Origin of the sequence: Myroides odoratus (genome assembly GCF_001549985.1) — a bacterium.
Taxonomy (GTDB): Bacteria; Bacteroidota; Bacteroidia; order Flavobacteriales; family Flavobacteriaceae; genus Flavobacterium; species Flavobacterium odoratum_A.
Map to the genome: position 1 here is coordinate 130,050 of NZ_LROZ01000008.1, position 17,941 is coordinate 147,990.

17 protein-coding genes and 2 rRNA genes are annotated in these 17,941 nt (G+C 33.1%); 4 read left to right on the plus strand and 15 right to left on the minus strand.

The features are described 5' to 3' along the window. Positions 1–2 precede the first annotated feature (2 nt). From AWV75_RS10535 to AWV75_RS10545, 3 genes are all read right to left on the minus strand, one after another. On the minus strand, positions 3–1,055 hold the full coding sequence (locus AWV75_RS10535; RefSeq protein ID WP_060874325.1) for a hypothetical protein: 1,053 nt from the start codon (positions 1,053–1,055) through the stop codon (positions 3–5). Next, positions 1,045–3,384, minus strand: a complete 2,340-nt coding sequence (locus AWV75_RS10540) for an ATP-binding protein (protein ID WP_060874326.1) — start codon at positions 3,382–3,384, stop codon at positions 1,045–1,047. The genes AWV75_RS10535 and AWV75_RS10540 overlap by 11 nt, the downstream gene beginning before the upstream one ends. A 121-nt stretch (positions 3,385–3,505) precedes the next feature. Beyond that, positions 3,506–3,691, minus strand: a complete 186-nt coding sequence (locus AWV75_RS10545; RefSeq protein ID WP_197429578.1) for a helix-turn-helix domain-containing protein — start codon at positions 3,689–3,691, stop codon at positions 3,506–3,508. Positions 3,692–3,955: 264 nt separating this feature from the next. Between AWV75_RS10545 and AWV75_RS18715 the strand changes: the two genes are divergently transcribed. Genes AWV75_RS18715 through AWV75_RS10555 form a run of 3 tightly spaced genes read left to right on the plus strand, consistent with a single transcriptional unit; the run spans position 3,956 to position 5,071 of the window. Then, positions 3,956–4,132, plus strand: a complete 177-nt coding sequence (locus AWV75_RS18715; RefSeq protein WP_156424188.1) for a hypothetical protein — start codon at positions 3,956–3,958, stop codon at positions 4,130–4,132. Between the two features lie 54 nt (positions 4,133–4,186). After that, the gene (locus AWV75_RS10550; protein WP_060874328.1) at positions 4,187–4,705 is read left to right on the plus strand and encodes a hypothetical protein; all 519 of its coding nucleotides are present in this window, start codon (positions 4,187–4,189) and stop codon (positions 4,703–4,705) included. Between the two features lie 3 nt (positions 4,706–4,708). Continuing rightward, positions 4,709–5,071 carry a hypothetical protein gene (locus AWV75_RS10555; protein WP_060874329.1) on the plus strand — a complete coding sequence of 121 codons (363 nt, stop codon included), beginning with the start codon at positions 4,709–4,711 and terminating at the stop codon, positions 5,069–5,071. 127 nt (positions 5,072–5,198) lie between these two features. Here AWV75_RS10555 and AWV75_RS10560 read toward each other — a convergent pair whose 3' ends face one another. The 10 genes from AWV75_RS10560 to AWV75_RS10600 all read right to left on the minus strand — a co-directional run bounded on the left by AWV75_RS10560 (position 5,199) and on the right by AWV75_RS10600 (position 14,073). After that, positions 5,199–5,939, minus strand: a complete 741-nt coding sequence (locus AWV75_RS10560; RefSeq protein WP_060874330.1) for a recombinase family protein — start codon at positions 5,937–5,939, stop codon at positions 5,199–5,201. Between the two features lie 130 nt (positions 5,940–6,069). After that, positions 6,070–7,641 (minus strand): P-loop NTPase fold protein, encoded by a 1,572-nt coding sequence (locus AWV75_RS10565; protein WP_060874331.1) that lies wholly within the window; start codon positions 7,639–7,641, stop codon positions 6,070–6,072. Positions 7,642–8,286: 645 nt separating this feature from the next. Beyond that, on the minus strand, positions 8,287–8,970 hold the full coding sequence (locus AWV75_RS10570) for a hypothetical protein (RefSeq protein ID WP_156424189.1): 684 nt from the start codon (positions 8,968–8,970) through the stop codon (positions 8,287–8,289). 184 nt (positions 8,971–9,154) lie between these two features. Beyond that, positions 9,155–9,445, minus strand: coding sequence for a helix-turn-helix domain-containing protein (locus tag AWV75_RS10575; protein WP_060874333.1), 291 nt, complete (start codon positions 9,443–9,445; stop codon positions 9,155–9,157). A gap of 240 nt (positions 9,446–9,685) precedes the next feature. Next, a complete protein-coding gene (locus AWV75_RS10580) occupies positions 9,686–10,426 on the minus strand; it encodes a hypothetical protein (protein ID WP_060874334.1) in 741 nt (246 codons plus the stop codon). 157 nt (positions 10,427–10,583) lie between these two features. Then, positions 10,584–11,855 carry a site-specific integrase gene (locus AWV75_RS10585; protein WP_060874335.1) on the minus strand — a complete coding sequence of 424 codons (1,272 nt, stop codon included), beginning with the start codon at positions 11,853–11,855 and terminating at the stop codon, positions 10,584–10,586. Positions 11,856–12,130: 275 nt separating this feature from the next. Beyond that, a complete protein-coding gene (locus AWV75_RS18720) occupies positions 12,131–12,292 on the minus strand; it encodes a hypothetical protein (RefSeq protein WP_156424190.1) in 162 nt (53 codons plus the stop codon). A gap of 18 nt (positions 12,293–12,310) precedes the next feature. Then, complete coding sequence (locus tag AWV75_RS18725) at positions 12,311–12,505, minus strand: hypothetical protein (protein ID WP_156424191.1); 195 nt, start codon at positions 12,503–12,505, stop codon at positions 12,311–12,313. A gap of 240 nt (positions 12,506–12,745) precedes the next feature. Continuing rightward, entirely contained in the window at positions 12,746–13,249 is a 504-nt protein-coding gene (locus AWV75_RS10595; RefSeq protein WP_156424192.1) for a hypothetical protein, read from the minus strand. A gap of 329 nt (positions 13,250–13,578) precedes the next feature. Then, positions 13,579–14,073, minus strand: a complete 495-nt coding sequence (locus AWV75_RS10600) for a DinB family protein (protein ID WP_060874337.1) — start codon at positions 14,071–14,073, stop codon at positions 13,579–13,581. 152 nt (positions 14,074–14,225) lie between these two features. On the opposite strand from AWV75_RS10600, the gene AWV75_RS10605 reads away from it, so the two are divergent. Continuing rightward, entirely contained in the window at positions 14,226–14,705 is a 480-nt protein-coding gene (locus AWV75_RS10605; protein WP_060874340.1) for a regulatory protein RecX, read from the plus strand. Positions 14,706–14,988: 283 nt separating this feature from the next. On the opposite strand, the gene rrf is transcribed toward AWV75_RS10605, so the two are convergent. Next, a 5S ribosomal RNA gene (gene rrf / locus AWV75_RS10610) occupies positions 14,989–15,098 on the minus strand. 115 nt (positions 15,099–15,213) lie between these two features. Next, positions 15,214–17,941 (minus strand): 23S ribosomal RNA (locus AWV75_RS10615); the annotation flags it as partial.

Consider the following 17,941-nt stretch of genomic DNA (forward strand, 5'->3'; position numbering starts at 1 on the left):
TATTATCTAGCTAATTCTCTTAAATATTTCAAATCAGTTTGATCTATATACATCTTTACTTCATCTATTTTATCCAATGCATATAGTTTAGAATAATACTCTTTCTCTTGCCATGGCTTAATATCCTTTTTTATTATTTGTATCCCATCAAATGGATCTAAAGGAAGATTTGTTCCTTTACAAATCGTCCAGAATTTTGAACTCTTAGACAATGGTGAAACTTCTGCTACATCTAAATCAAACCCAAATTTTCCGCGTAACCTATCAACTCTTTCTCTTGCATTTAACCTTCTCAAATCGTTGGTTCCAAAATTATTTTCCCACCAATCCTCAAGCTTTTCAGCCCACCATCTATTATGCGAATCTTTAAAAATACCTTTGTATTTAAAATCATTAAACAAAGCAAGTAATTCATTCCAGCCCTTAGAAGTTCTTCGTACCCCTAACCTTGCTGCCAAAACATCTTCTCCTATTAATGCACCAATTGCATAAATCAGATTATCATTTATAAATCGACTATACTCATAGATTTGTCCTTTTTTTGGTTCTAGTTTTTTAAAAATTAATGAATGAATTAACAGTAAGTCTTTTTCTTCTAAGCCTAGTATTTTTAATAAATCAAATTCAAATTTTAGAATTTGATTATACGAATCTATATACGATAATATACGTTCTTTGAAAAAACCTCTTTCGGCAATTAGAATTTGCTTCTCAATAGAATAATCGAATAAATCCTGATTTAGAAAATCTTTATAAAAATCTGCTATTTTAGTTTCATTAGATATTAATATAATCGGAATTTCTTTAAAGTTTGCTCGATGTTTATTTCTCAAAGTTGCAGCTATAGTTGGAGCATCATAATACACTTTCTGTTGACCACTATTCAGTCTATAATCCATAATTATTGCAGAAGGATTATAGGCGTTAATTTTATCAACAACACAATTCATATCCCTTTCTGGGTCATATTGCTCAACTTCAAATCCTAATTTTTCTAAATCTGTTTTTCTACTATCAGACTCTAAATCCTCTATGTAAAATAATTTATAAGCCATATTTATCTAATTCTTTATCTGTTGCTGTGGGGACTTCAATATATATTGTTGTAGAAAAATTCTCTTTTGGTGTATCAACATATATTTTCCCTTTATAACTTGTAATAATATCTTTTACTATTTTTAATCCTAATCCCGTCCCAGTTACTTCATTAGATGAATTTAAAGCATCTAATGTAGTAGGAGAAGATGTAGTAAAGAATTCTTCAAAAATGCGTTCTTTGAGATCTTCGTCGATACCATCACCCGTATCTGAAAATTTTAAAAAAATTCTATTTTCTATTTTTCCACATTCAACATGAATTTCTCCTATATTACTTCCTCTTCGAATGGCTTTCTTAGAATTTGTATACAAATTAAATAAGATCGATGACCATTCCGAAGGATGCATTGGAGTAGTAAATAAATAATATCCATTTCTTTGTGGTTGGTCAAATTTAATATTACTCTTTTCCGCATCATTTTTGGTACTTTTCCAAAATTCTTCAACCCTATTATGCAATTCAATTGGTATAAGGCTTCGTACTACGTTTTGGGAGATTACAGCATCAAAATATGAAGTGTAAGACTTGAACGTTTCTACATTTGACTGTAAAATCAATAGCCTTTTAAAAACCTCTTTTTCAGACTCTAATTTTTCTAATAAAAAATTTATATCAGAATCCATATTTAAGATATAATCTTTTACTTCATGGATAAATAAAGCTATTGTCAAACCAACACTACTAAGTACTCTTAGCATTGATCTTTCTCTTAAATATCCTTCTTTTTCTGTTTCTTGTGCTTTTTGTAATTCTTTTATTTCATTTTTAGCTTGTTGTATTTTCTTTTTTCTACGTCTTCTAATCTCCACACTACTAGAGTCTTTTTCTAGCTCTTTATCAAGTTCCTCTAAAGTAAAAGCTATATTCTTTATCCTAACTTCTACTGCCTCATAAGTCCCCTCATTCATCTTTTGTCCTGAAACAATCTTGACATTCCTAATCTCTGCTATTTTGATAACTGAAGTTAATATAGTTCTGTAAATAAAATTCCTTAACTGAATTAATGCTTCATTTTCTACTAACCCCTCTCTACTTGAAGTCTCATTAAATTCGTTTTCATTATCTATTAATTCAACAAATCCAAAAAAATTAATATTTGCATGTACAGGTAAAACTGACCTCTTTACCGTAGAAGCATCTAGCCCTAACCAATCATTATTAGGTTCTCCATAGGGCAATACTCTAAAACCATTTCTATATAAGCGAATTCCCCCTTGTGTCCTGGCTAGTTTCCTTATATTAGACTCCTGCATTTTTGGAACTAAATCAGAATTATATATAAAATAATATGCTACAAACCTTATATTTTTAAGTTTAGAAAAAGGTACACCATTATTGTCAGGGTCACTACTAATATCTCCAAATTCTGATATATTTAATTTTTTACTTTCTAAAGAGTATAAGCCTCTTCCGTCTTTATCTATTTCACCCTCAATTATTGCCGTCGCATGATTATATACCATCGTTTTCTCGTCAGCTATAATAATCTTTCTATCATTAATTATTTTTGAAAACTGAACTTTAAAGCCTGGGTCTGTATTTATACTATTTTCCTTATCAGTATTAGTTACACTAACAGCATCTGTCTTTACTTTTACTAACGGAAAAGGTTGTAATATATCACCAACATAATTGTAAATCCTTTTTATTGAAGCTTCTGACCATTTATCTTTTAATAGTTCAATTTTTAATGTAGTTCCTTTTTCACGAATTTTCTCAGTTTTTGTTTGAATTCTATTAGCAACAGACAACAAATCAATATCATTTAAATATTCATTCCAATTTATTGTAAGAACTAAAGCTTCCTCACTATCAGCTTTTTGCGTTATAATGGTTAACTTTTCTCCTAACCTTTGGACAGCAAACCTCCCAATTCCTTTTTGCCCAGCTCGTTTACGGTTATATATTTCAGAAAATGGATTATGAATTTTTGACGTTGAAGATATCCTCATAAAACCATTTATCAGTTCTTCTCGATTCATTCCTGAACCATTATCTTCAATATAAAGAGTCCCACCAGAATTATCTGTATTTTCGAAACAAATATGAACTTTTGTTGCATCAGCGTCATAAGAATTTTTTACTAACTCAGAAACTGCCGTTTCTTGCCTAGCAACTAATTCACTACCTAGTCTATCAATTACACCAGCATCAACACTAAAACGTATGTTTTCATGATCAAAATCAGCTAATTTAGTAGACAATTCTAAAATTTTACTATAATTAGTCGGATCCTCTTTTAGAATCAACTCTAATTCTTTTCTTACTGCTTCTTCAGTTTTCATATTGTAAAAATATGTTGTAAAAATAGTGAATCATAATATAAGAAACTACTTTTCAAACAATCTTGATTAATAATAAAAAACAACTTGTTCGAATTCGTTATTTTCTAATTTATTCAAAAAATTAATAAACATCAACCAAATCCTTCAACTTAATATCCAAACAATTACAAATATTAATTAGCGTTCCGATAGTTGGATTCGTGCGTCCTTTTTCGATGCGTATTAAGTTGTTATACTCAATATTGAGTCTATCGGCAAATTGAGTAAGGCTAATATTTTTTCGCTCTCTCTCTGTTCTAATTTTCATGCCTATTTTAAGAATTATTTCTTTTTGATCCATTTCACCATCATTTATGATTGATGGTAAATAACTTTGATTATATTTGTATCATTACAATCATATATGATTGAATTATAATAACCTTTAAAACGAATCCTATGTTTAAATTCAAAAAGAATATTCTTGTACTACTTCTTAGCTTATTTACACTTTTATCATGCACCGAGAAGAAACAAAATGCTATTGGCTTAGAGGATAGACAAACAGAATCTAATGTAAACAGCTCTTCTCATGGCTCTAGTAATTCGTCATCTTACAGTACAGGAAGCTCTTCATCCTATTTATCAAAAAAATGCTCTTGGTGTGGAAAATCATTTAAAGGAGATCATTATACACATATGGGAAAACTGGCTTCTTGTGAAAAGATCAGAAACAAAGCTAGAAGCATTGGAACATTTTGTTCACTAAAATGTTGTAGTGAAGATCGCAGAAATTCATGTCCAACTTGTTAAGAAATAAATTATGATTAAAAAAATTACCTCAGCTCTGTTATTAGGCACTTTATTAATTGGCTCTGTAGCCTGTTCTTCTTCAGATGACAACACTTCGGGCAGTGAGCAACAAAACAGCTCTAAAAACACATTTAAAATCAATCCTCCATCGTGGTTACATGGGGAATGGGGAATAGGGCAACAATATAAACCTGAAATAAAATTCACTCCCAACAATATTATTGGTGATAATTACGGGGCTTTCTATTTTGAGAATTGGCGAGAAGATTATGATGATTTGAATAGTCCTTATATTGAAAAAAGCGAACCAACTAAATATATTGACATTAAATCAACCAATGACTACTATGAAGCACAATACACAACTGGCTTGTCGAAAAAAGGAGTTATTGATGTTAATCTAAAAGTCACAAAAATAGCATCTAATCAAATAAAGGTAGTTGAAACATATTATGATGTTATAAATGGCAATGGAAAATACATATCCAAAGAAAAAAATCTTGTGTTATTAACAGGTGAAAACTTCTAAATCATGCCTTTATATAAAGTTAAATATTATTCTTTTGGAGTTATCCAGCAAGAAACAATAAAGCTCCCTAGTGGTCATGAAAAAGTAGCTAAAGAGCATTTACTTGAGAAAGGGATTAAAGATGTTTTAATTCTCAACGTGGAGCAAGTGATGGATATGAAAGTATTCAACCAGCTTTCCGATGAAATTAAAGAAGAATACAGTATGGAGGATCTTCCCGATTATTATCGTCAACACATGGCAGATCAATTTGTAAAAGACAATCGCCCAGCCTTTCTTGACTACATTGGTGTAGATATTTATAAAATAGGTGCATATTGTATTGTAGGTATTATTATTCTACTAGTCCTTTTTTTTATTTCATAAACAACAAAGTCGGGATCACTCCCGACTTTTCTTATATATCTAGTTAAAATAATTTTACTTGAGCCCTTCTTTTCAATTCACCAATATACTTGACCTAAAACATTAAAAGAAAAGGCAAAAACATTTATTAAATAGCAACTCTTACAAAATCTTTAATTTTTCGGAGCGTATTGACGCTTCTTTTAATGTGATTCTCTTCAAGGTATTTTACCAATTCTCTTAAGGAAAGTTCATTAATATATTTCGTTTTCTTTTTTCTTTTATCATGCTGATCAATCAATGTTACTTTAGGATTCTCTACTAGGAGTTGAATAACTTCAGCATGCTTATTCTTAAATGATTCATCAGATTCTGTTGCACCCACTTTTCTTCCTTTGTACGTTATATCCTTATGCTTAAGATCTAGTTTTTTTAATTCTACATCTTTTCTCTTTTTTAATTCACGCCCTTGTTTTGTACGCTCGTTAATTTTAGTCTTCTCTAATTCAGCAAAAGTTCCCATGAGAGACAAAACGAGTTTAAAAGTATCATTCTGCTTTCCATCAACTAAGGAAAACATACCATAACGGTGAATGAAAACATTAACATCCTTATCATTTAGATATTTAAAAGTTTGAAGAATATCTAAGAGGTCTCTTCCCAATCTATCAACATCTTCAATATAGAGTGTTACTGGGTGTTGGCATTCTTCAATATAATCTATTAACTGTTTTCCCTCTTTGCGTTCAAAAAAAGGGACGCTACCACTTTCAATATCATTAAATACCTTATCAAACTGAATTGATGGTATATTTAATCGTTGTCGATCATCACCATTTCCTTTTGCTTGTCCTATAGAAGATACACGTGTATATAAGATATTTTTCATTTTGTATTATTTTTAGATTGTAATCTATTTTTGACACACAAATATAAATCATTCAAATTTAATTACAACATAATTACGCATTTAATTTAACACAAAATACAAACCTAAATTTGACACAAAAAACACATGCTTAATAATTTGCAATACAACCATACTCCTTCAACTTTTTAAAAGATTCAATAAGAAGCAAATCATAGTTTATATTGTACTTCAAAGTATCTATATTACCGCTTTCTCTAATAAACATAGCACGAAAACTCTTGATATCTTCACCTACTAAGCTATAGATTAGATCTAACCCAAAATCATTAAAAGAAATAATCTTATCCTTATTGGTAGTTTTTGTATCATTCCTTAAATGCTCTACTACAAAAACTCTGAAAATTTCTTGAAATAAAAAATCTAATTCATTGTCATTATTAGACCCACTGAAACGATATTTTTGATAAGAGTTGTAATTATAATCAGTATAGCGCTGATTGTGTGAATTGTCTTTTACTAAAATCAATGCCTTTTCTAATTGTGACCATCCACCTAACATCTCGCTTATAATTCCAAAGACTATATAAAGCTTAATGTCAGTCTTTGATGAGACAATACCCTTTACAGTTACATTCCCACTAGTAGTTAAAACAAAATCGCTACTTTTTAAAAGACTTCTCAGATTAATAACCTTATTTTTTGATAAAATTTTTAACACTGTAGTTAACAAAACTACCACTGAATTTTGTTTAGCAATTTCCTCTTGTTCCTGATCTTTAAACGTAGATCTATTTATTATAGTCACTATCTTTTCCTGCAGGTACTTAAAGTTATCGTAAATAAAAGGTCTAATAGAGTAGAATTTATCCATATAACCAGAGAAATCAACACCTTCACCGTATTTATGAGCATAAATCTTGCGAATATTTTCTATATCACAGACAAAAAGAATCTTGTCAAAACCAAACTTGTTTTCTCCTGTCACTGCATGCGTATGAGCAGAAAATATATTAAACAATCTAAAAATATGATCAGGATCTAATCGATCTAAATCATCAATCACCAATACCGTTTTATATTCTTTTTTTAAGTCATCTAGTTCGATGTTCACATCTTGCCTATCTTGAACTGCACCCTTTAATCGATCTATTAATTCATAAAGAAACTTTGATAATGAATCGTTTTCATAAGTGCTTCCAATTACTGCTTCACTAGAACTAAAAACATCCTCAATAAATTTTAATTCATCTATTTTAATTACTTCATTAAACTTGTTGAACTCATCATAGGTATTCCACAGCATTTTTACAATCTCACTTATTGGCTTCCCAATCTCACCGCCTAAAGCCAACAAGCTTGTTATTAAGGTTTTTCTATCAAGATTATAACGTAAAAACATATAATTTTTAAGCTTCAAAGAAAATCCTTCTTTTTGTAAATCAATCTCGTTTAGATACTTATTCATTAACTCATAAAGAACATCAAATTTGATCAACTCAAAAATATCTTCATTACCAGATACAGCATAGTTAACAGGATACAGCCGAATAAAGCGATATTCGTTTTTATATTGATCTTCAAAGTCATTAATAAATGTTGATTTTCCCGCTCCAAAAGGAGCAGTAAATAATATACGTTGGTTAAATTCTACATCGAGGTGTTCTTTGAATTCGGTTATAATCGAATCATTGGGAATTTTTATTTCTGTAGGGTGAGTCATATTGATAGGTTTAATTCTTACACTATAAGGTTTAAAGAGTTTGTATGTTAAGAAACGGATTAGTAAATACAAAGTAATATAATTACGCTCAAATCTAACTAAAAAACATAGTAAACAACACCTATCAATTAGTAAATGAAAGCTAATTAATAGCCTCACCAAAACCTTCTATGAATTTATTCTCTCAATTCTATAGCATAGAACAGCTTGAGTAAACCACAGTTTTTTATAAAAAATATTCCTCTATTTAAACAACTTGAGGGGGTTAATAATAGATTTTTGACTCTTCTTTTTCTTCATTTCAAAATAAAAAAGTCGGAATTTCTCCCGACTTTCTTCAACAACTATGTATAATAAAATATAATTAACTCATTATCAATTAAATACAAATAATTAAATCGAGTTATAGTGGGGGTTTACATTACATAAAACACACAATTAAAGCATTTTAATCACTAAAAAACACCTTTTATGTCTGTATATTTTTGAAAAAAATTGAAAAAATTTTTTTTTCAACACTTTGAAAATCAACTTAGTATTGGCATATAGGGTAATTACCTTTTTTATAATAACACTAAGCGGATACGCACCAACATCTTCAAAATTAAAACACAATCCAAATTAATTACCCAGGGGGGAGGGGGGTCAATACTTTTTAACCTTATACTCAAAAACACCACTTAAAAAATCAACCTTATTAAAATCTTTTATAAAACTCTGTTTATTGCGCATTTTACTCAAATAAATATCACAGCTCTGCACATATGCACTATCAAACTTATATGTTGTAAAATTCTTGTCTACCAGTGAACCATACTTATTCATGTATTCTACAGTAGATGAAAACTTAATAATTGTACGAATCAAAATATTGCTGTTTTTGATATTTACACCACAAACATTTAAAAGATTGGTTGTTAATTTTTTTGCTTTCTCAATATCTACACTAGTTCCAATATGTACATGGCATTTCTTATTTTTTCCTTCAACTGAGTACACATAAGGCAACTCATCATCAAAGTAAGTCATCCATGCATGTAATGTATTACTATCAAATGTTTCATTAAAAGAAATGGTGATTTCTGTTTGAATAAATTTTATTTCATCATTCTTTATATATGTCTTCTTCTTACGTATGCGATATAATGTTTTTGCATATTCAGATTCCAAGAAGATAGTTTTAATACCGTTTTTAAGCTTATACATCACTCTGGTATCACCAATATCATTTAATATACTTCTAATTCTTCTTTTCACTTGTTTAACGCTTAATTCTATAATATTAAGAGCTAAGCATTCTTCTATTGTTAGGTATTCTTTAATATTCATCTTGTTCTTTTTATCAATTGGGTATAATAGAGCCAAAAGGCTGTTTATATATAAATATGTCCTTCTCATAAAAAAGCTACATTTAGCAGAAAAATATTTTTCACATATTTGTTTTTCAACAACTTACATTCAAAATATTTTTCCACTAAACAAAAAACTTAGTTTGTAGCCGATTAACTTTTTCTTATGGGGTAGGTTCCAAATGAAGAGGTACTAATGCCTTCTGTACATCAGATTTTAAAAAATACACTCTATTACCAATTCCATAGGGTTTGAGTTTCCCATTTTTACACCAATTGTGAATGGTGGATAAATCCACTTTAAAAAGTTGTGCAACTTCTTTACGTGTTAAATACTCTTCCAATTGCTTTGGTTTAGCATCCTGAGACTGTTTTTTAAAAAATTCTTCTAGTCTCTTTAAAATCACATCCTCTAATTGTTGAGGTGTGTAGGCAATAAATTGTATTGCTGTCATAAAAATTCGATTTAATGTTTCTGATCGCAATTACAAACAATATTTATTCGATAAAAATTCGATTTAAAAAAAACGAGTTGTTTTTAAATTAACAATAAAAACAAACAAACAATAATATTTTTATTAACAAACAAACAAAACAATACCAAAAAACGCATTATGGAAAAATAAGACAGATTTAGTTTTTAATTTATTTCTAAAAAAAGAAATGAATTTATTTTTCAAAAAAAACGTCGTGATCTACCTTTTTTTAGTTCTGAGATACTCTTTTATTAACTCATTTACCTCTATAATATAGCTCTTAGGATTAGATAATTTAGACTTATATTTTATCACATCCTCACCATAAAATAGATTTATATACTCTACCACTTTCTTTTGGGTAAAACTTTTTAACAGGATATGATTCTTAACTTCATCATTATTAATTAGTGCATTGACAAAAGCATTTAAACCGTAGGTGTCCCCTTTTTTAATATTAAATCTACTGTCTATAGTCTGTATAAACCAATGACACGTCCCAGAATTAACAAAAATATTATTCCCTGTTCTTTTAATCATTTCGTTTCTACTCTCAATAGAATCGTAATTTTTTATAAAATACAATAACGCAATACAGTATTGATCAAAAAAACGAACTAATCGATTCTTTATAATTTCATATTTTCTATTCGATACAACAAGAGGCTTTAGTTTAATCTTTTTTAATTGTAATTCCGTAATAGTCTTCACACAATCAACTATGTGAGAATGAAGAAGCTTATCATTCTTTAAATTTTCATATTTGCTTTCATCAATAATTGTGTCTTTCCACCATTTATCAAGAGCCTTCTCTAGGTCAATTTCAGCCAATTCATCTATACTCTTATCTTTATATCTTGGTGGTAAATACTTATTTAAACCTTTTTTATAGAAATTTACGAAGTAACTTTCTTCAATTGTATTTTCCCCAATCTTTGCTTTTTCAGAAGAATCTGCCATAATTAAAAGTGTTTATTTTTAAATATAATTATTTGTACAAAAAAAACCATTCTATTCAAGAATGGTTTTTTAGTATTGTTTACATTAGAATTACCCATACCAAACTAGTATATTGGTTATAAAGTTAATTATATATCATAATTCAAATCAAATTTTTTCAAGACTTGAACGTAACTCCCTCAGCATATTCCTCTAAAAATTGAAGTGCATTTCCGTCCTTATCTTGACGCTTATTAATATAATTTAAAAAAATTCTTTCTTCGGAATGTCCTGTTATTCCCATTAATATAGGTGTTTTTATCATTCCATAAAAATTGGTTGCAAATGATCGTCTAAAGCAATGAGAAGTAATAAACGTATATTTTGGTGCTTTACCTAGCTCCCTTAACCCTGTATCTGGATTAACAATATAACCTTCAACTTCCTCAGTGATCTCTGCTATTTCACAAACTCTTTGAAGATGTGTATTTATTTTATTTAAAGAAACCCGTTGAGGAAAATCATTAAATAGAATATCTAAAACATAATCTTTACTTACGCCTATGGTAACAGCCTTTTCTGTTTTTTCTTGAATTAAATCAATAAGTACTGCATCTTCAATTGGTCTTAAATTTTTTGGCGTTAGCTTTAACAAATCACCCCCTCGCTGTCCAATATAGCAACCAATTAAAAGCCATTTCTTTACATTCTCTAAATGTGGAGTTGGCATTTGCGTATGATAAATTTTATCAATCTCTTCCAAAGACAAAGTATGTATATATCGATCTTTATCTTTTTGTCTAAATGGTTTGAGTTTTATTGAATGAAGTGTAACTTCGATATCATTTTTTTGCGCATCATGACAAACCGTTTTAATAAATTCAAACTGTTTACCCGCATAATTCACCGAGAACTTCTTTTCTTTCAATAACCAATTTTTGTATTTGTCTGTAAATGTTCTATTGATATCACCAAATCTTATAATCTTTTTAAGACTCCTTTCGTACTCTAAAATATTCTTCTTAAATGATTTATAGTTTTTTACAGTTCCATTACTCAACCCTATTTTACCACCTCTAACCTCTTTTGTATCAGCATTATCTATAATGTATTGAATATAATTAGAAAAAATATCACGTTCTTCCATTTCAACACGACCATAGCATGCGTTGATCTGATTATTTAACCAAATACTATCTATACGTACACCTTCGGCTAAATCATTGTTTAAAACGTTAAATAAATGGGCAGATAGCTTATTAAGGTGATTAATCAGTAACTTATTTTCTGCCTTATTTTGTTTTGGGAGATTCGTCTTTTCACTCCAGTCTTTTGAATCGATACAAAAACCTGTTACTTTTTTCACATCTAACTTTCTCCCGTTTGAAACGCGAACATAAATTTGGGCGTTTTCTCTACTACTTTGTAGCATGAATTTTATTTGACTCATATTGTCTTTTTTTAAGTATTTGATCAAATGTAAAACGTTTAATTATTTAGCCAACCATTAGTCGACATGGCAACAATTTCATTCAATATCTTTCAATCTCATTCAATACAAAAAGCAAAAAACACAAATACAACCCATTGAATTAAAACACATTACACCTGAAAATCAATTATTTAACAAATAAATAGATTGCATAGCTGTTTCTGTGGGTTCGATTCCCACTCCGGGTACTAAAACCCTGATTACGATGTAGTCAGGGTTTTTTATTTTCTATACTAAAACTTAAAAATAGCGTACTTGAACGTAACACCAAAAGTAAATAGGAACTCTCCTCGATCTACATCGAAATCTTGAAATACCCCACCTACATGAATATTGAAGATGAATTGGGGAGTAAAGTACTGTTCATTGCCAATATGCCCTTCTGTAATCAACACTTGATTGTAACTAGAATCCTAAGGCTTTCCAAAAGAATATTTTACTTGAGTAGCAAGATAAAACGTACGTACTTCTTCATTGACGAAATGCCATTTCAAATTAGTCTTAGCAAAAGGAATAAAACCATACTCATAAGAATACCCACTGGTTTCATTTAGACCATAACCAGCGCCTATACCTGCGAACGCTTCTAGGTGAATATCATACGTCAATCGTGTTTTAAAAGAAGTCTCTATCCCTTGCCCTCCAATAGTAGAGTAAACCGTATTATTCTTACTTTGTCAAAAAGACGAATAATACATACACGAGCAGATAAGAATAAAAAATAAATTTTTCAAATGAATAAATTCTATTTTATTACACGAAATTAGATAAAACACCTCGTTAAATTTTAGAACATCTTAGTTATTATTTAGAATGTAATAGAGTATAAAAATAATAGACTGAGTCTCTTAGTCATCGGCAGCCGCTCTAACGAGCTTACACAATTCAGCATACGCTTCATTCCCATAAAGTTCCGGTAAATTACGCATGACGACATGGTACTTATCGTCAAATAACACTTCTAGAATCCATTGTTCTCCATCCAATATAATATTAGCATCATGAGTATCCATATTCCAGAAGTCAATGTGCTCTAATTGAGTTACTACCTTTTCCCAAGCAGCTAATTGAGCAATTTTTTCTTCATGTGCAAAGGCAACCTCTCCTATAATACCACCACTTCCTTTTGTTTTATTGAATGTATAAGTAATTTCATCACCTACATGATCCATTCGGTAAGAAAGCGGACTTGACCAACTTTTTAGATGCATAAATCGAATACTCATTCTTCCTGTATTGCGTTGCGTATACAATATTGGTTCATTAGACTTGAATAAATGACTTGAATACAATTCATTAGAATACTTTGATAAGGAATCATTGGGTAATAGTTTATTACAAGCTCCTTTCATATGATGAAAACAATCCCGAAATTCTTCGAGGGCCTCTTCCCGCATAAGGGGAAAATACAACTTTTCATTTTCTAAAACTTTTGGTTGAGGTTTTATTCCAACACAACTTGCTAGAATAAGCATAAAGCCGCACCCTAATATTTGCATTCCCCGCATACGCTCTGTTTTTAATTTTAATAAATTTAACGCAAACTACTTTATGTAATATCTATTCCAAATTTCCCTCTTAACTCCTACGTATAAAACAACAAATCACACAGTATACACCTCATTATCAATTGAATTATCTACTATGTGATTGAATACACAAAGTGGTAGAATTAATCTAACTATCTTGCATCATCTGCAGAAGGGCCGTACATTCCTGGAATTGGGATATCTAGCAAACGCAAATAAACAGATAGTTGTCCTCTGTGATGATAAATATGATTATTTACGATAAAGCGATTCGCTCCAACTTTAGGCATCTCCATAATCGTATGTTCTCCAGCTTTCAGCGCCCAAGTTTGCATCCATTGCTCCTCTGTAGTCGATTCAATGGCTGCTACAACGCGTTTTTCATATGCATCAATAAGTTGGAGTAACTGATCAGTAGAAGTCGCTTCTAAGGGCTTATAATCCGTATGGAAGTTTAGTGCATCCTGTTTTGTAATACATTCTGTCCAAACGATTAATTCAACAATATGTTTAGACAAATCTCCTAAACTCATCGACTTTTCATGTGGTTTCCATCCCCATTTATCCGTTGGTACACAAGCAATAATCTTTCTTGTACTGCCTAATTCATGCTGTAATTCAAGCAAAAAACTTTTATTAATACTCATAATGTTAGCTGTTATTTTTCTTAGACGAAAACTACAAAACTTAAAGCAAATAATCAATGCCTTTGCACACTATAATTTATTGGAACAGAAAAGCCACACACATCCCTTCCAACTTCCTAAATCCTTTTTTATCTTTGTAAAAAACAATGCGATTGAAAACAGATACCACCTACCTTTCCTTTGATGAAGCGAAACGCAAATTAGAAAACTATTGTGCGTATCAAGACCGCTGTCACTCAGAAGTAGTCAATAAGATGTTTCTATTGGGAATAACGCCACAAATACACGATGAGATTATCGTACACCTCATTGAACATAGTTTCTTAAATGAAGAGCGATTTGCCAAGAGTTTTGTCAGAGGAAAACACCGTTTAAGTGCTTGGGGTAGAAATCGAATTACAACAGAATTAAAATTCCGAAACATCAATAGTCGGATTATTGCAATTGCCCTAGCTGAAATTGAAGATGAAGAATATTATCAAACCTTTGATCGAATCAGTGAAAACAAGTGGAATCAATTAACTGATGCTGATTTACAAAAGAAAAAACAAAAGTTTCAAGCTTATTTATTTCGCAAAGGCTATGCCATGTCGGATATTATAAACAAAACCCAAGACTTAGAGAAAACATAGCATATAAACTTATTTTAAGCCCTTTTTAAGGGCTTTTATTTTGCTTGAGGGTTGTTGTGAGCTTTGTTATTTGTGAAGTTGTAAGATATATCGATTAAAGAAAAATTTACACTATTTAGAAAATTTACTTCTCTCCCTTTTCCTTTTTCCTCTCTCCAATTGCTTTGTGAGGTTTGCTCACCACCTCACCCTCTCATCACCGCACCTTCTCATCACCACACCTTCTCACCAACAGCTATAAAACAAAAAAGCCTGACTACTTACGTAATCAGGCTTTTCAAAAGAAGGGCGACGACATACTCTCCCACCATGTGGCAGTACCATCTGCGCTAGCGGGCTTAACTTCTCTGTTCGAAATGGGAAGAGGTGAGCCCCGCCGCAATAACCACCCTAAAGCGGTTGTTATAAATTCCTTGCGGATCCTATAACTAATTCGGTATATTATAACGTAACAAATACTTACTTCATTTTAGAAAGTTGCCCTCCCTCTACTCTAAAGTAGAGGGAGTACACATAAGCTTACGAGCTATTAGTACTACTTGACTATGACATTACTGCCTTTACATCTATAGCCTATCAACGTTGTCATCTTCAACGGCTCTTTAAAGAAATCTCATCTTGTGGTGGGTTTCGCACTTATATGCTTTCAGCGCTTATCCCTGCCCAACGTAGCTACTCTGCGATGCCCCTGGCGAGACAACAGATGCACTAGAGGTTGGTCCAATTCGGTCCTCTCGTACTAGAATCAGATCCACTCAAATTTCTAACGCCCACAGTAGATAGAGACCGAACTGTCTCACGACGTTCTGAACCCAGCTCGCGTGCCACTTTAATGGGCGAACAGCCCAACCCTTGGGACCTTCTCCAGCCCCAGGATGTGACGAGCCGACATCGAGGTGCCAAACCCCCCCGTCGATATGAGCTCTTGGGGGAGATCAGCCTGTTATCCCCGGCGTACCTTTTATCCTTTGAGCGATGGCCCTTCCATGCGGAACCACCGGATCACTATGCTCTACTTTCGTACCTGATCGACTTGTTAGTCTCCCAGTCAAGCTCCCTTATGCCATTGCACTCTACGCACGGTTACCAAGCGTGCTGAGGGAACCTTTAGAAGCCTCCGTTACTCTTTTGGAGGCGACCACCCCAGTCAAACTACCCACCAAGCAATGTCCTCTGCAATGCAGAGTTAGATCTCAAATAAGCAAAGGGTGGTATTTCAACAATGACTAACCTACGCCTGGCGACGCAGGATCGAAGTCTCCCACCTATCCTACACATCACTTATCCAAGAACAATACTAAGCTATAGTAAAGGTGCACAGGGTCTTTTCGTCCCACTGCGGGTAATCGGCATCTTCACCGATACTACAATTTCACCGAGCTCATGGCTGAGACAGTGTCCAGATCGTTACACCATTCGTGCAGGTCGGAACTTACCCGACAAGGAATTTCGCTACCTTAGGACCGTTATAGTTACGGCCGCCGTTTACTGGGGCTTCAATTCAATGCTTCTTCTTGCGAATAACATCTCCTCTTAACCTTCCAGCACCGGGCAGGTGTCAGGCCCTATACTTCATCTTACGATTTTGCAGAGCCCTGTGTTTTTGATAAACAGTCGCCTGGACCTTTTCACTGCGGCCAGCTTGCGCTGGCGACCTTTCTCCCGAAGTTACAGGTCTATTTTGCCTAGTTCCTTAGCCATGAATCTCTCGAGCGCCTTAGGATACTCTCCTCGACTACCTGTGTCGGTTTACGGTACGGGTACTAATAATCTAAGTTTAGAAGCTTTTCTTGACAGCCCTTAGGCACACTATCTCGTTGTTCGAAAACGCTGAGTACTATCGCATTTCTCCATCCCCTACGCATTTTACTATAGGGAATATAGGTACGTGCTTCAACGAACTATTCCGTCAGTTCGCGGTGCTTTCATCACTGTGTCACTCCATCACAATTATTAGTAGTACGGGAATATTAACCCGTTGGCCATCGACGTCCCCCTTCGGGTGTGCCTTAGGTCCCGACTAACCCTAAGCTGATTAGCATAGCTCAGGAAACCTTAGTCTTACGGCGGGGGTGTTTCTCGCACCCCTTATCGTTACTTATGCCTACATTTTCTTTTCTATAAACTCCACCATACCTCACAGTACGGCTTCTATGTCGATAGAATGCTCCCCTACCACTCACGTCTAAAACGTAAATCCATAGCTTCGGTAGTATACTTATGCCCGATTATTATCCATGCTCGATCGCTCGACTAGTGAGCTGTTACGCACTCTTTAAATGAATGGCTGCTTCCAAGCCAACATCCTAGCTGTCTGGGCAATCAAACCGCGTTTTTTCAACTTAGCATACATTTGGGGACCTTAGCTGATGGTCTGGGTTCTTTCCCTCTCGGACATGGACCTTAGCACCCATGCCCTCACTGATGATTATCATTAATTAGCATTCGGAGTTTGTCAGGAATTGGTAGGCGGTGAAGCCCCCGCATCCAATCAGTAGCTCTACCTCTAAGTAACTATGATCATCGCTGCACCTAAATGCATTTCGGGGAGTACGAGCTATTTCCGAGTTTGATTGGCCTTTCACCCCTACCCACAGGTCATCCGAAAACTTTTCAGCGTTAAACGGTTCGGTCCTCCATTTAGTGTTACCTAAACTTCAACCTGCCCATGGGTAGATCACACGGTTTCGCGTCTACCACTACTGACTAAAGCGCCCTATTAAGACTCGCTTTCGCTACGGATCCATGACTTAATCACTTATCCTCGCCAGCAACGGTAACTCGTAGGCTCATTATGCAAAAGGCACGCCGTCACCCAACGAATGGGCTCCGACCGCTTGTAGGCGTATGGTTTCAGGATCTATTTCACTCCGTTATTCACGGTTCTTTTCACCTTTCCCTCACGGTACTGGTTCACTATCGGTCTCTCAGGAGTATTTAGCCTTAGCGGATGGTCCCGCCAGTTTCAATCAGGGTTTCACGTGCCCCGACCTACTCAGGATACCACTATCCTTATCTTCTCTTACTTATACGGGACTATCACCCTCTTCGGTTTACCTTTCCAGGTAATTCTAATTCAATCCGCAAGAAATATCGTGGTCCTACAACCCCAATATTGCCGTAACAACATTGGTTTGGGCTATTCCGCGTTCGCTCGCCACTACTAGCGGAATCACTTTTGTTTTCTTCTCCTCTGCCTACTTAGATGTTTCAGTTCAGCAGGTTCGCCTCCTATT

Coding starts and splice junctions, on each gene's coding strand:
- AWV75_RS10535 (WP_060874325.1), bottom strand. CDS start 1,055: ATGGCTTATAAATTATTTTACATAGAGGATTTAGAGTCTGATAGTAGA.
- AWV75_RS10565 (WP_060874331.1), bottom strand. CDS start 7,641: ATGACTCACCCTACAGAAATAAAAATTCCCAATGATTCGATTATAACC.
- AWV75_RS10585 (WP_060874335.1), bottom strand. CDS start 11,855: ATGAGTCAAATAAAATTCATGCTACAAAGTAGTAGAGAAAACGCCCAA.
- AWV75_RS10600 (WP_060874337.1), bottom strand. CDS start 14,073: ATGAGTATTAATAAAAGTTTTTTGCTTGAATTACAGCATGAATTAGGC.
- AWV75_RS10550 (WP_060874328.1), top strand. CDS start 4,187: ATGATTAAAAAAATTACCTCAGCTCTGTTATTAGGCACTTTATTAATT.
- AWV75_RS10580 (WP_060874334.1), bottom strand. CDS start 10,426: ATGGCAGATTCTTCTGAAAAAGCAAAGATTGGGGAAAATACAATTGAA.
- AWV75_RS10545 (WP_197429578.1), bottom strand. CDS start 3,691: ATGAAAATTAGAACAGAGAGAGAGCGAAAAAATATTAGCCTTACTCAA.
- AWV75_RS18715 (WP_156424188.1), top strand. CDS start 3,956: ATGGCTCTAGTAATTCGTCATCTTACAGTACAGGAAGCTCTTCATCCT.
- AWV75_RS10570 (WP_156424189.1), bottom strand. CDS start 8,970: ATGAATATTAAAGAATACCTAACAATAGAAGAATGCTTAGCTCTTAAT.
- AWV75_RS10560 (WP_060874330.1), bottom strand. CDS start 5,939: ATGAAAAATATCTTATATACACGTGTATCTTCTATAGGACAAGCAAAA.
- AWV75_RS10540 (WP_060874326.1), bottom strand. CDS start 3,384: ATGAAAACTGAAGAAGCAGTAAGAAAAGAATTAGAGTTGATTCTAAAA.
- AWV75_RS10595 (WP_156424192.1), bottom strand. CDS start 13,249: ATGAAAGGAGCTTGTAATAAACTATTACCCAATGATTCCTTATCAAAG.
- AWV75_RS10575 (WP_060874333.1), bottom strand. CDS start 9,445: ATGACAGCAATACAATTTATTGCCTACACACCTCAACAATTAGAGGAT.
- AWV75_RS10555 (WP_060874329.1), top strand. CDS start 4,709: ATGCCTTTATATAAAGTTAAATATTATTCTTTTGGAGTTATCCAGCAA.